Origin of the sequence: Vibrio rarus, assembly GCF_024347075.1 — a bacterium.
Lineage (GTDB): Bacteria > Pseudomonadota > Gammaproteobacteria > Enterobacterales > Vibrionaceae > Vibrio > Vibrio rarus.
The window spans coordinates 2,693,859-2,708,807 of record NZ_AP024900.1 but is presented as its reverse complement, the minus strand read 5'-3'; the positions used below and the strand labels follow the sequence as shown (position 1 = coordinate 2,708,807).

Here is a 14,949-nt window from a genome sequence, read left to right as displayed (position 1 = left end):
GATTAGGTACCAACACACATTCAAGTGTTCTTGGGAATAACATCATTGCCTGATGTTATTCAAATTTGAGTCCGGCAAAATCGAATGTTATCTCGCTCATAATAAAGAGATAACGCACCTTGGAAACGTCATACTACGCTGTAGCAAGCGTATTGCGTTAGCAAGACCCTTTGGGGTTGTATGGTTAAGTGACTAAGCGTACACGGTGGATGCCTTGGCAGTCAGAGGCGATGAAAGACGTAATAACTTGCGATAAGCCCAGATTAGGTAGTAATAACCATTTGAGTCTGGGATTTCTGAATGGGGAAACCCACCTGCATAAGCAGGTATCATTAACTGAATACATAGGTTAATGAGGCAAACCCGGGGAACTGAAACATCTAAGTACCCGGAGGAAGAGAAATCAACCGAGATTCCGAAAGTAGCGGCGAGCGAAATTGGATTAGCCCTTAAGCTTTTAATGACACAGACGAAGGCTCTGGAAAGTGCCGCAATAAAGGGTGATAGCCCCGTAGTCGACATGTTGTTTAAAGTGAAATCGAGTAAGGCGGGACACGTGATATCCTGTTTGAACATGGGGGGACCATCCTCCAAGGCTAAATACTACTGACTGACCGATAGTGAACCAGTACCGTGAGGGAAAGGCGAAAAGAACCCCTGTGAGGGGAGTGAAATAGAACCTGAAACCGTGTACGTACAAGCAGTAGGAGCGCCTCGAAGCGTGACTGCGTACCTTTTGTATAATGGGTCAGCGACTTAATTTTAGTAGCAAGGTTAACCGAATAGGGGAGCCGTAGGGAAACCGAGTCTTAACTGGGCGTCGAGTTGCTAGGATTAGACCCGAAACCAGGTGATCTAGCCATGGGCAGGTTGAAGGTTGAGTAACATCAACTGGAGGACCGAACCGACTAATGTTGAAAAATTAGCGGATGACTTGTGGCTAGGGGTGAAAGGCCAATCAAACCTGGAGATAGCTGGTTCTCCCCGAAAGCTATTTAGGTAGCGCCTCGGACGAATACCAATGGGGGTAGAGCACTGTTAAGGCTAGGGGGTCATCCCGACTTACCAACCCTTTGCAAACTCCGAATACCATTGAGTACTATCCGGGAGACACACGGCGGGTGCTAACGTCCGTCGTGGAGAGGGAAACAACCCAGACCGCCAGCTAAGGTCCCAAAGTATAGCTAAGTGGGAAACGATGTGGGAAGGCTTAGACAGCCAGGATGTTGGCTTAGAAGCAGCCATCATTTAAAGAAAGCGTAATAGCTCACTGGTCGAGTCGGCCTGCGCGGAAGATGTAACGGGGCTAAGCTATACACCGAAGCTGCGGCTGCATACTTTGTATGCGGGGTAGGGGAGCGTTCTGTAAGCGGTTGAAGGTGGTCTGTAAGGGCTGCTGGACGTATCAGAAGTGCGAATGCTGACATGAGTAACGATAAAGGGAGTGAAAAACTCCCTCGCCGGAAGACCAAGGGTTCCTGTCCAACGTTAATCGGGGCAGGGTAAGTCGACCCCTAAGGCGAGGCCGAAAGGCGTAGTCGATGGGAAACGGGTTAATATTCCCGTACTTCTTATAATTGCGATGGGGGGACGGAGAAGGCTAGGTGGGCCTGGCGATGGTTGTCCAGGTTCAAGTAAGTAGGCGGGTGGTTTAGGTAAATCCGGACCACTGTTAACGCTGAGATACGATGTCGAGTCGCTACGTGCGATGAAGTCATTGATGCCATACTTCCAGGAAAAGCCTCTAAGCTTCAGATTATAAGGAATCGTACTCCAAACCGACACAGGTGGTCGGGTAGAGAATACCAAGGCGCTTGAGAGAACTCGGGTGAAGGAACTAGGCAAAATGGTACCGTAACTTCGGGAGAAGGTACGCTCTTGGCGGTGAAGTCCCTTGCGGATGGAGCTACTAGGAGTCGCAGATACCAGGTGGCTGCAACTGTTTATTAAAAACACAGCACTGTGCAAAATCGTAAGATGACGTATACGGTGTGACGCCTGCCCGGTGCCGGAAGGTTAATTGATGGGGTTAGACTTAGGTCGAAGCTCTTGATCGAAGCCCCGGTAAACGGCGGCCGTAACTATAACGGTCCTAAGGTAGCGAAATTCCTTGTCGGGTAAGTTCCGACCTGCACGAATGGCGTAATGATGGCCACGCTGTCTCCACCCGAGACTCAGTGAAATTGAAATCGCTGTGAAGATGCAGTGTACCCGCGGCTAGACGGAAAGACCCCGTGAACCTTTACTACAGCTTGGCACTGAACATTGACCCTACATGTGTAGGATAGGTGGGAGCCTTTGAAACCTCGTCGCTAGATGGGGTGGAGGCAATCTTGAAATACCACCCTTGTAGTGTTGATGTTCTAACTTAGACCCCTAATCGGGGTTGAGGACAGTGCCTGGTGGGTAGTTTGACTGGGGCGGTCTCCTCCCAAAGAGTAACGGAGGAGCACGAAGGTGGGCTAAACACGGTTGGACATCGTGTGGTTAGTGCAATGGCATAAGCCCGCTTGACTGCGAGAATGACAATTCGAGCAGGTGCGAAAGCAGGTCATAGTGATCCGGTGGTTCTGAATGGAAGGGCCATCGCTCAACGGATAAAAGGTACTCCGGGGATAACAGGCTGATACCGCCCAAGAGTTCATATCGACGGCGGTGTTTGGCACCTCGATGTCGGCTCATCACATCCTGGGGCTGAAGTCGGTCCCAAGGGTATGGCTGTTCGCCATTTAAAGTGGTACGCGAGCTGGGTTTAGAACGTCGTGAGACAGTTCGGTCCCTATCTGCCGTGGGCGTTGGAAGATTGAAGGGGGCTGCTCCTAGTACGAGAGGACCGGAGTGGACGAACCTCTGGTGTTCGGGTTGTCATGCCAATGGCATTGCCCGGTAGCTAAGTTCGGAATCGATAAGCGCTGAAAGCATCTAAGCGCGAAGCGAGCCCTGAGATGAGTCTTCCCTGGCACTTTAAGTGTCCTAAAGGGTTGTTCGAGACTAGAACGTTGATAGGCAGGGTGTGTAAGTGCTGCGAGGCATTGAGCTAACCTGTACTAATTGCCCGTGAGGCTTAACCATACAACACCCAAGGGGTTTTGATGGACTCAAAGAAAGAACAGATTGAATGTGTATATAGACTTTTAACTTTTGTTTTCATCTTTTTAGAAAAGATGAAGGTAAAAAACAGTTTTCCGAATTATTAATATCTGCGTTATGCGGGTATTACAAAATTTGCTTGGCGACCATAGCGTTGTGGACCCACCTGATTCCATGCCGAACTCAGAAGTGAAACACAATAGCGCCGATGGTAGTGTGGGGCTTCCCCATGTGAGAGTAGGACATCGCCAGGCTTTAATTTCGACTTATCTCGTAAGAGGTGAGTCACCATAAAGTTCTAATTTATTTAGAGTTTTATGTTGACTTTAACAGTCGGTCGCGTATTATATGCGACCTGCTTAGGTGCTAAGGCATCAAAAGCACGCTCTTTAACAATTTAAACCTATCAATCTGTGTGGGCACTCGTTGATGATAATCGAAAAGATTTATCAATGAACTGAGTGACCAATATCAAATTGGAAATCAGCCTTGAGCTGTTTTGTTTTACTTTTTTAAAAGTGAAAACCAATAAGAGCACAGTCAATTCATTATCGTTCTGTTGGAACGATAATAGCTTTAGAATTACTTCTTTATTTATTAAAGAAAGAGTTTTGAAGTCAGTATTCATTGAGCCGCATCTTAGATGCAAAAAAACTTTAATTGAAGAGTTTGATCATGGCTCAGATTGAACGCTGGCGGCAGGCCTAACACATGCAAGTCGAGCGGAAACGACAACATTGACCCTTCGGGTGATTTGTTGGGCGTCGAGCGGCGGACGGGTGAGTAATGCCTGGGAAATTGCCCTGATGTGGGGGATAACTATTGGAAACGATAGCTAATACCGCATAATGTCCCTGTTTTTCGAAATGGGAACCAAAGAGGGGGACCTTTTAGGCCTCTCGCTTCAGGATATGCCCAGGTGGGATTAGCTAGTTGGTGAGGTAATGGCTCACCAAGGCGACGATCCCTAGCTGGTCTGAGAGGATGATCAGCCACACTGGAACTGAGACACGGTCCAGACTCCTACGGGAGGCAGCAGTGGGGAATATTGCACAATGGGCGCAAGCCTGATGCAGCCATGCCGCGTGTATGAAGAAGGCCTTCGGGTTGTAAAGTACTTTCAGTCGTGAGGAAGGCATATAAGTTAATAGCTTATGTGTTTGACGTTAGCGACAGAAGAAGCACCGGCTAACTCCGTGCCAGCAGCCGCGGTAATACGGAGGGTGCGAGCGTTAATCGGAATTACTGGGCGTAAAGCGCATGCAGGTGGTTTGTTAAGTCAGATGTGAAAGCCCGGGGCTCAACCTCGGAACCGCATTTGAAACTGGCAGGCTAGAGTACTGTAGAGGGGGGTAGAATTTCAGGTGTAGCGGTGAAATGCGTAGAGATCTGAAGGAATACCAGTGGCGAAGGCGGCCCCCTGGACAGATACTGACACTCAGATGCGAAAGCGTGGGGAGCAAACAGGATTAGATACCCTGGTAGTCCACGCCGTAAACGATGTCTACTTGGAGGTTGTGGCCTTGAGCCGTGGCTTTCGGAGCTAACGCGTTAAGTAGACCGCCTGGGGAGTACGGTCGCAAGATTAAAACTCAAATGAATTGACGGGGGCCCGCACAAGCGGTGGAGCATGTGGTTTAATTCGATGCAACGCGAAGAACCTTACCTACTCTTGACATCCAGAGAACTTTTCAGAGATGAATTGGTGCCTTCGGGAACTCTGAGACAGGTGCTGCATGGCTGTCGTCAGCTCGTGTTGTGAAATGTTGGGTTAAGTCCCGCAACGAGCGCAACCCTTATCCTTGTTTGCCAGCACGTAATGGTGGGAACTCCAGGGAGACTGCCGGTGATAAACCGGAGGAAGGTGGGGACGACGTCAAGTCATCATGGCCCTTACGAGTAGGGCTACACACGTGCTACAATGGCGCATACAGAGGGCGGCCAACCAGCGATGGTGAGCGAATCCCAAAAAGTGCGTCGTAGTCCGGATTGGAGTCTGCAACTCGACTCCATGAAGTCGGAATCGCTAGTAATCGTGAATCAGAATGTCACGGTGAATACGTTCCCGGGCCTTGTACACACCGCCCGTCACACCATGGGAGTGGGCTGCAAAAGAAGTGGGTAGTTTAACCTTTCGGGGAGGACGCTCACCACTTTGTGGTTCATGACTGGGGTGAAGTCGTAACAAGGTAGCCCTAGGGGAACCTGGGGCTGGATCACCTCCTTATACGATGATTGCTCACGATGAGTGTCCACACAGATTGATATGGTTTAGAAAAGAGAAAGAGAAAGATAAATCAATAATATTGAGTTATTTATGCAAAGCAGTTTTTCTTAGTTCAAGGAAGGCAAGCGATGAAGGAAGGAGCATACATGAGTATGTGACTGACTGAAGAGCGCAGTCCTGACGCGGAAATAAGGAAAAATGCGTAGCAGAAATGGGTCTGTAGCTCAGCTGGTTAGAGCGCTCGCCTGATAAGCGGGAGGTCGGTGGTTCAAGTCCACTCAGACCCACCAATCTTTCTGATAGCTGCGTTAACTAGCGCGTTGCATACTAAGGTATGCGGCCTTACTAGTTGCCTTGCTCTCAAAAAGATTACATATAACTGATTTATCTCATCTACAGATGGGGCTATAGCTCAGCTGGGAGAGCGCCTGCCTTGCACGCAGGAGGTCTGCGGTTCGATCCCGCATAGCTCCACCATCTTTAAGTGTTCTTATTTCTTTTAAATAGAAAGTAGAATCTTTAAAAATGGTTTCGAAAGAAATTCATGCTCTTTAACAATTTGGAAAGCTGACGAATATTGTTTGATTAACAATATTCAAATTTAAAAGTTCTCAAATCCTAAGTCTTTAAGATTTAGGTACCAACACACATTCGAGTGTTCTTGGGAATAACATCATTGCCTGATGTTATTCAAATTTGAGTCCGGCAAAATCGAATGTTATCTCGCTCATAATAAAGAGATAACGCACCTTGGAAACGTCATACTACGCCGTAGCAAGCGTATTGCGTTAGCAAGACCCTTTGGGGTTGTATGGTTAAGTGACTAAGCGTACACGGTGGATGCCTTGGCAGTCAGAGGCGATGAAAGACGTAATAACTTGCGATAAGCCCAGATTAGGTAGTAATAACCATTTGAGTCTGGGATTTCTGAATGGGGAAACCCACCTGCATAAGCAGGTATCATTAACTGAATACATAGGTTAATGAGGCAAACCCGGGGAACTGAAACATCTAAGTACCCGGAGGAAGAGAAATCAACCGAGATTCCGAAAGTAGCGGCGAGCGAAATTGGATTAGCCCTTAAGCTTTTAATGACACAGACGAAGGCTCTGGAAAGTGCCGCAATAAAGGGTGATAGCCCCGTAGTCGACATGTTGTTTAAAGTGAAATCGAGTAAGGCGGGACACGTGATATCCTGTTTGAACATGGGGGGACCATCCTCCAAGGCTAAATACTACTGACTGACCGATAGTGAACCAGTACCGTGAGGGAAAGGCGAAAAGAACCCCTGTGAGGGGAGTGAAATAGAACCTGAAACCGTGTACGTACAAGCAGTAGGAGCGCCTCGAAGCGTGACTGCGTACCTTTTGTATAATGGGTCAGCGACTTAATTTTAGTAGCAAGGTTAACCGAATAGGGGAGCCGTAGGGAAACCGAGTCTTAACTGGGCGTCGAGTTGCTAGGATTAGACCCGAAACCAGGTGATCTAGCCATGGGCAGGTTGAAGGTTGAGTAACATCAACTGGAGGACCGAACCGACTAATGTTGAAAAATTAGCGGATGACTTGTGGCTAGGGGTGAAAGGCCAATCAAACCTGGAGATAGCTGGTTCTCCCCGAAAGCTATTTAGGTAGCGCCTCGGACGAATACCAATGGGGGTAGAGCACTGTTAAGGCTAGGGGGTCATCCCGACTTACCAACCCTTTGCAAACTCCGAATACCATTGAGTACTATCCGGGAGACACACGGCGGGTGCTAACGTCCGTCGTGGAGAGGGAAACAACCCAGACCGCCAGCTAAGGTCCCAAAGTATAGCTAAGTGGGAAACGATGTGGGAAGGCTTAGACAGCCAGGATGTTGGCTTAGAAGCAGCCATCATTTAAAGAAAGCGTAATAGCTCACTGGTCGAGTCGGCCTGCGCGGAAGATGTAACGGGGCTAAGCTATACACCGAAGCTGCGGCTGCATACTTTGTATGCGGGGTAGGGGAGCGTTCTGTAAGCGGTTGAAGGTGGTCTGTAAGGGCTGCTGGACGTATCAGAAGTGCGAATGCTGACATGAGTAACGATAAAGGGAGTGAAAAACTCCCTCGCCGGAAGACCAAGGGTTCCTGTCCAACGTTAATCGGGGCAGGGTAAGTCGACCCCTAAGGCGAGGCCGAAAGGCGTAGTCGATGGGAAACGGGTTAATATTCCCGTACTTCTTATAATTGCGATGGGGGGACGGAGAAGGCTAGGTGGGCCTGGCGATGGTTGTCCAGGTTCAAGTAAGTAGGCGGGTGGTTTAGGTAAATCCGGACCACTGTTAACGCTGAGATACGATGTCGAGTCGCTACGTGCGATGAAGTCATTGATGCCATACTTCCAGGAAAAGCCTCTAAGCTTCAGATTATAAGGAATCGTACTCCAAACCGACACAGGTGGTCGGGTAGAGAATACCAAGGCGCTTGAGAGAACTCGGGTGAAGGAACTAGGCAAAATGGTACCGTAACTTCGGGAGAAGGTACGCTCTTGGCGGTGAAGTCCCTTGCGGATGGAGCTACTAGGAGTCGCAGATACCAGGTGGCTGCAACTGTTTATTAAAAACACAGCACTGTGCAAAATCGTAAGATGACGTATACGGTGTGACGCCTGCCCGGTGCCGGAAGGTTAATTGATGGGGTTAGACTTAGGTCGAAGCTCTTGATCGAAGCCCCGGTAAACGGCGGCCGTAACTATAACGGTCCTAAGGTAGCGAAATTCCTTGTCGGGTAAGTTCCGACCTGCACGAATGGCGTAATGATGGCCACGCTGTCTCCACCCGAGACTCAGTGAAATTGAAATCGCTGTGAAGATGCAGTGTACCCGCGGCTAGACGGAAAGACCCCGTGAACCTTTACTACAGCTTGGCACTGAACATTGACCCTACATGTGTAGGATAGGTGGGAGCCTTTGAAACCTCGTCGCTAGATGGGGTGGAGGCAATCTTGAAATACCACCCTTGTAGTGTTGATGTTCTAACTTAGACCCCTAATCGGGGTTGAGGACAGTGCCTGGTGGGTAGTTTGACTGGGGCGGTCTCCTCCCAAAGAGTAACGGAGGAGCACGAAGGTGGGCTAAACACGGTTGGACATCGTGTGGTTAGTGCAATGGCATAAGCCCGCTTGACTGCGAGAATGACAATTCGAGCAGGTGCGAAAGCAGGTCATAGTGATCCGGTGGTTCTGAATGGAAGGGCCATCGCTCAACGGATAAAAGGTACTCCGGGGATAACAGGCTGATACCGCCCAAGAGTTCATATCGACGGCGGTGTTTGGCACCTCGATGTCGGCTCATCACATCCTGGGGCTGAAGTCGGTCCCAAGGGTATGGCTGTTCGCCATTTAAAGTGGTACGCGAGCTGGGTTTAGAACGTCGTGAGACAGTTCGGTCCCTATCTGCCGTGGGCGTTGGAAGATTGAAGGGGGCTGCTCCTAGTACGAGAGGACCGGAGTGGACGAACCTCTGGTGTTCGGGTTGTCATGCCAATGGCATTGCCCGGTAGCTAAGTTCGGAATCGATAAGCGCTGAAAGCATCTAAGCGCGAAGCGAGCCCTGAGATGAGTCTTCCCTGGCACTTTAAGTGTCCTAAAGGGTTGTTCGAGACTAGAACGTTGATAGGCAGGGTGTGTAAGTGCTGCGAGGCATTGAGCTAACCTGTACTAATTGCCCGTGAGGCTTAACCATACAACACCCAAGGGGTTTTGATGGACTCAAAGAAAGAACAGATTGAATGTGTATATAGACTTTTAACTTTTGTTTTCATCTTTTTAGAAAAGATGAAGGTAAAAAACAGTTTTCCGAATTATTAATATCTGCGTTATGCGGGTATTACAAAATTTGCTTGGCGACCATAGCGTTGTGGACCCACCTGATTCCATGCCGAACTCAGAAGTGAAACACAATAGCGCCGATGGTAGTGTGGGGCTTCCCCATGTGAGAGTAGGACATCGCCAGGCTTTAATTTCGACTTATCTCGTAAGAGGTGAGTCACCATAAAGTTCTAATTTATTTAGAGTTTTATGTTGACTTTAACAGTCGGTCGCGTATTATATGCGACCTGCTTAGGTGCTAAGGCATCAAAAGCACGCTCTTTAACAATTTAAACCTATCAATCTGTGTGGGCACTCGTTGATGATAATCGAAAAGATTTATCAATGAACTGAGTGACCAATACAATGATTTTTAATCATTGGCACAGTCAATTCATTATCGTTCTGTTGGAACGATAATAGCTTTAAAATTACTTCTTACTTTCGAGTAAGGAACAGTTTTGAAGTCAGTATTCATTGAGCCGTTCTTCGGAACACAAAAACTTTAATTGAAGAGTTTGATCATGGCTCAGATTGAACGCTGGCGGCAGGCCTAACACATGCAAGTCGAGCGGAAACGACAACATTGACCCTTCGGGTGATTTGTTGGGCGTCGAGCGGCGGACGGGTGAGTAATGCCTGGGAAATTGCCCTGATGTGGGGGATAACTATTGGAAACGATAGCTAATACCGCATGACGTCTACGGACCAAAGAGGGGGACCTTCGGGCCTCTCGCTTCAGGATATGCCCAGGTGGGATTAGCTAGTTGGTGAGGTAATGGCTCACCAAGGCGACGATCCCTAGCTGGTCTGAGAGGATGATCAGCCACACTGGAACTGAGACACGGTCCAGACTCCTACGGGAGGCAGCAGTGGGGAATATTGCACAATGGGCGCAAGCCTGATGCAGCCATGCCGCGTGTATGAAGAAGGCCTTCGGGTTGTAAAGTACTTTCAGTCGTGAGGAAGGCATATAAGTTAATAGCTTATGTGTTTGACGTTAGCGACAGAAGAAGCACCGGCTAACTCCGTGCCAGCAGCCGCGGTAATACGGAGGGTGCGAGCGTTAATCGGAATTACTGGGCGTAAAGCGCATGCAGGTGGTTTGTTAAGTCAGATGTGAAAGCCCGGGGCTCAACCTCGGAACCGCATTTGAAACTGGCAGGCTAGAGTACTGTAGAGGGGGGTAGAATTTCAGGTGTAGCGGTGAAATGCGTAGAGATCTGAAGGAATACCAGTGGCGAAGGCGGCCCCCTGGACAGATACTGACACTCAGATGCGAAAGCGTGGGGAGCAAACAGGATTAGATACCCTGGTAGTCCACGCCGTAAACGATGTCTACTTGGAGGTTGTGGCCTTGAGCCGTGGCTTTCGGAGCTAACGCGTTAAGTAGACCGCCTGGGGAGTACGGTCGCAAGATTAAAACTCAAATGAATTGACGGGGGCCCGCACAAGCGGTGGAGCATGTGGTTTAATTCGATGCAACGCGAAGAACCTTACCTACTCTTGACATCCAGAGAACTTTTCAGAGATGAATTGGTGCCTTCGGGAACTCTGAGACAGGTGCTGCATGGCTGTCGTCAGCTCGTGTTGTGAAATGTTGGGTTAAGTCCCGCAACGAGCGCAACCCTTATCCTTGTTTGCCAGCACGTAATGGTGGGAACTCCAGGGAGACTGCCGGTGATAAACCGGAGGAAGGTGGGGACGACGTCAAGTCATCATGGCCCTTACGAGTAGGGCTACACACGTGCTACAATGGCGCATACAGAGGGCGGCCAACCAGCGATGGTGAGCGAATCCCAAAAAGTGCGTCGTAGTCCGGATTGGAGTCTGCAACTCGACTCCATGAAGTCGGAATCGCTAGTAATCGTGAATCAGAATGTCACGGTGAATACGTTCCCGGGCCTTGTACACACCGCCCGTCACACCATGGGAGTGGGCTGCAAAAGAAGTGGGTAGTTTAACCTTCGGGAGGACGCTCACCACTTTGTGGTTCATGACTGGGGTGAAGTCGTAACAAGGTAGCCCTAGGGGAACCTGGGGCTGGATCACCTCCTTATACGATGATTACTCACGATGAGTGTCCACACAGATTGATATGGTTTAGAAAGTAGAGAGATTTAGAAATGTCTCCCAAGACATTTCAACAGTTTGTTTTCACTTTTAAAGTGAAAGTAAATCTAGTGTCCCGTTCGTCTAGAGGCCTAGGACACCGCCCTTTCACGGCGGTAACAGGGGTTCGACTCCCCTACGGGATACCATTGGGTCGTTAGCTCAGCTGGTAGAGCAGTTGACTTTTAATCAATTGGTCGCAGGTTCGAATCCTGCACGACCCACCATTTCCTCCCCACAGAGGAAGCTGTGAATAACAGCAAAACAATGTGGGCGATTAGCTCAGTTGGGAGAGCACCTCCCTTACAAGGAGGGGGTCACTGGTTCGAGCCCAGTATCGCCCACCATCTTTAAGTACACTTCTTTAGGAAATAGAGAGGAAAGTGTGTTTAAAAATGGTTCATTTGTTTGAATCTCGCTCTTTAACAATTTGGAAAGCTGACGAATATTGTTTGATTAACAATATTCAAATTTAAAAGTTCTCAAATCCTAACAATTTATTGTTAGGTACCAACACACATTCAAGTGTTCTTGCCTTTTTATTTCCACTTTTTTTAAAAAAGTAGAACAAAAAAGGACATCTACTTTAAGTAGGTGTGTAATTTGAGTCCGGCAAAATCGAATGTTATCTCGCTCATAATAAAGAGATAACGCACCTTGGAAACGTCATACTACGCCGTAGCAAGCGTATTGCGATAGCAAGACCCTTTGGGGTTGTATGGTTAAGTGACTAAGCGTACACGGTGGATGCCTTGGCAGTCAGAGGCGATGAAAGACGTAATAACTTGCGATAAGCCCAGATTAGGTAGTAATAACCATTTGAGTCTGGGATTTCTGAATGGGGAAACCCACCTGCATAAGCAGGTATCATTAACTGAATACATAGGTTAATGAGGCAAACCCGGGGAACTGAAACATCTAAGTACCCGGAGGAAGAGAAATCAACCGAGATTCCGAAAGTAGCGGCGAGCGAAATTGGATTAGCCCTTAAGCTTTTAATGATGCAGGTGAAGAGTCTGGAAAGTCTCGCAATAAAGGGTGATAGCCCCGTAGCCGACACATTGTTTTAAGTGAAATCGAGTAAGGCGGGACACGTGATATCCTGTTTGAACATGGGGGGACCATCCTCCAAGGCTAAATACTACTGACTGACCGATAGTGAACCAGTACCGTGAGGGAAAGGCGAAAAGAACCCCTGTGAGGGGAGTGAAATAGAACCTGAAACCGTGTACGTACAAGCAGTAGGAGCGCCTCGAAGCGTGACTGCGTACCTTTTGTATAATGGGTCAGCGACTTAATTTTAGTAGCAAGGTTAACCGAATAGGGGAGCCGTAGGGAAACCGAGTCTTAACTGGGCGTCGAGTTGCTAGGATTAGACCCGAAACCAGGTGATCTAGCCATGGGCAGGTTGAAGGTTGAGTAACATCAACTGGAGGACCGAACCGACTAATGTTGAAAAATTAGCGGATGACTTGTGGCTAGGGGTGAAAGGCCAATCAAACCTGGAGATAGCTGGTTCTCCCCGAAAGCTATTTAGGTAGCGCCTCGGACGAATACCAATGGGGGTAGAGCACTGTTAAGGCTAGGGGGTCATCCCGACTTACCAACCCTTTGCAAACTCCGAATACCATTGAGTACTATCCGGGAGACACACGGCGGGTGCTAACGTCCGTCGTGGAGAGGGAAACAACCCAGACCGCCAGCTAAGGTCCCAAAGTATAGCTAAGTGGGAAACGATGTGGGAAGGCTTAGACAGCCAGGATGTTGGCTTAGAAGCAGCCATCATTTAAAGAAAGCGTAATAGCTCACTGGTCGAGTCGGCCTGCGCGGAAGATGTAACGGGGCTAAGCTATACACCGAAGCTGCGGCTGCATACTTTGTATGCGGGGTAGGGGAGCGTTCTGTAAGCGGTTGAAGGTGGTCTGTAAGGGCTGCTGGACGTATCAGAAGTGCGAATGCTGACATGAGTAACGATAAAGGGAGTGAAAAACTCCCTCGCCGGAAGACCAAGGGTTCCTGTCCAACGTTAATCGGGGCAGGGTAAGTCGACCCCTAAGGCGAGGCCGAAAGGCGTAGTCGATGGGAAACGGGTTAATATTCCCGTACTTCTTATAATTGCGATGGGGGGACGGAGAAGGCTAGGTGGGCCTGGCGATGGTTGTCCAGGTTCAAGTAAGTAGGCGGGTGGTTTAGGTAAATCCGGACCACTGTTAACGCTGAGATACGATGTCGAGTCGCTACGTGCGATGAAGTCATTGATGCCATACTTCCAGGAAAAGCCTCTAAGCTTCAGATTATAAGGAATCGTACTCCAAACCGACACAGGTGGTCGGGTAGAGAATACCAAGGCGCTTGAGAGAACTCGGGTGAAGGAACTAGGCAAAATGGTACCGTAACTTCGGGAGAAGGTACGCTCTTGGCGGTGAAGTCCCTTGCGGATGGAGCTACTAGGAGTCGCAGATACCAGGTGGCTGCAACTGTTTATTAAAAACACAGCACTGTGCAAAATCGTAAGATGACGTATACGGTGTGACGCCTGCCCGGTGCCGGAAGGTTAATTGATGGGGTTAGACTTAGGTCGAAGCTCTTGATCGAAGCCCCGGTAAACGGCGGCCGTAACTATAACGGTCCTAAGGTAGCGAAATTCCTTGTCGGGTAAGTTCCGACCTGCACGAATGGCGTAATGATGGCCACGCTGTCTCCACCCGAGACTCAGTGAAATTGAAATCGCTGTGAAGATGCAGTGTACCCGCGGCTAGACGGAAAGACCCCGTGAACCTTTACTACAGCTTGGCACTGAACATTGACCCTACATGTGTAGGATAGGTGGGAGCCTTTGAAACCTCGTCGCTAGATGGGGTGGAGGCAATCTTGAAATACCACCCTTGTAGTGTTGATGTTCTAACTTAGACCCCTAATCGGGGTTGAGGACAGTGCCTGGTGGGTAGTTTGACTGGGGCGGTCTCCTCCCAAAGAGTAACGGAGGAGCACGAAGGTGGGCTAAACACGGTTGGACATCGTGTGGTTAGTGCAATGGCATAAGCCCGCTTGACTGCGAGAATGACAATTCGAGCAGGTGCGAAAGCAGGTCATAGTGATCCGGTGGTTCTGAATGGAAGGGCCATCGCTCAACGGATAAAAGGTACTCCGGGGATAACAGGCTGATACCGCCCAAGAGTTCATATCGACGGCGGTGTTTGGCACCTCGATGTCGGCTCATCACATCCTGGGGCTGAAGTCGGTCCCAAGGGTATGGCTGTTCGCCATTTAAAGTGGTACGCGAGCTGGGTTTAGAACGTCGTGAGACAGTTCGGTCCCTATCTGCCGTGGGCGTTGGAAGATTGAAGGGGGCTGCTCCTAGTACGAGAGGACCGGAGTGGACGAACCTCTGGTGTTCGGGTTGTCATGCCAATGGCATTGCCCGGTAGCTAAGTTCGGAATCGATAAGCGCTGAAAGCATCTAAGCGCGAAGCGAGCCCTGAGATGAGTCTTCCCTGGCACTTTAAGTGTCCTAAAGGGTTGTTCGAGACTAGAACGTTGATAGGCAGGGTGTGTAAGTGCTGCGAGGCATTGAGCTAACCTGTACTAATTGCCCGTGAGGCTTAACCATACAACACCCAAGGGGTTTTGATGGACTCAAAGAAAGAACAGATTGAATGTGTATATAGACTTTTAAATAGCAGTTTTCCGAA

Annotated in this window: 5 tRNA genes and 7 rRNA genes; all 12 read left to right on the top strand. The window is 49.1% G+C overall.

The features are described 5' to 3' along the window. Window positions 1-182 precede the first annotated feature (182 nt). The 12 genes from OCU56_RS12345 to OCU56_RS12290 all read left to right on the top strand — a co-directional run bounded on the left by OCU56_RS12345 (window position 183) and on the right by OCU56_RS12290 (window position 14,867). Window positions 183-3,072, top strand: a 23S ribosomal RNA gene (locus OCU56_RS12345). Window positions 3,073-3,228: 156 nt separating this feature from the next. Then, window positions 3,229-3,344: ribosomal RNA gene (gene rrf / locus OCU56_RS12340) — 5S ribosomal RNA — on the top strand. Between the two features lie 403 nt (window positions 3,345-3,747). Further along, window positions 3,748-5,317 (top strand): 16S ribosomal RNA (locus OCU56_RS12335). Window positions 5,318-5,530: 213 nt separating this feature from the next. After that, window positions 5,531-5,607: transfer RNA gene (locus OCU56_RS12330), tRNA-Ile, on the top strand. 111 nt (window positions 5,608-5,718) lie between these two features. Next, window positions 5,719-5,794 (top strand) — tRNA-Ala (locus tag OCU56_RS12325). A gap of 336 nt (window positions 5,795-6,130) precedes the next feature. Beyond that, window positions 6,131-9,020, top strand: a 23S ribosomal RNA gene (locus OCU56_RS12320). 156 nt (window positions 9,021-9,176) lie between these two features. Next, window positions 9,177-9,292 (top strand): 5S ribosomal RNA (gene rrf, locus OCU56_RS12315). A 359-nt stretch (window positions 9,293-9,651) separates the two neighbouring features. Further along, a 16S ribosomal RNA gene (locus tag OCU56_RS12310) occupies window positions 9,652-11,204 on the top strand. Between the two features lie 126 nt (window positions 11,205-11,330). Beyond that, window positions 11,331-11,406 (top strand) — tRNA-Glu (locus OCU56_RS12305). 2 nt (window positions 11,407-11,408) lie between these two features. After that, window positions 11,409-11,484: transfer RNA gene (locus OCU56_RS12300), tRNA-Lys, on the top strand. 44 nt (window positions 11,485-11,528) lie between these two features. Then, a tRNA-Val gene (locus tag OCU56_RS12295) sits at window positions 11,529-11,604 on the top strand. A 373-nt stretch (window positions 11,605-11,977) separates the two neighbouring features. Further along, a 23S ribosomal RNA gene (locus OCU56_RS12290) occupies window positions 11,978-14,867 on the top strand. Together the 16S, 23S and 5S rRNA genes with 5 tRNA genes alongside form the textbook arrangement of a ribosomal RNA operon. Window positions 14,868-14,949 lie beyond the last annotated feature (82 nt).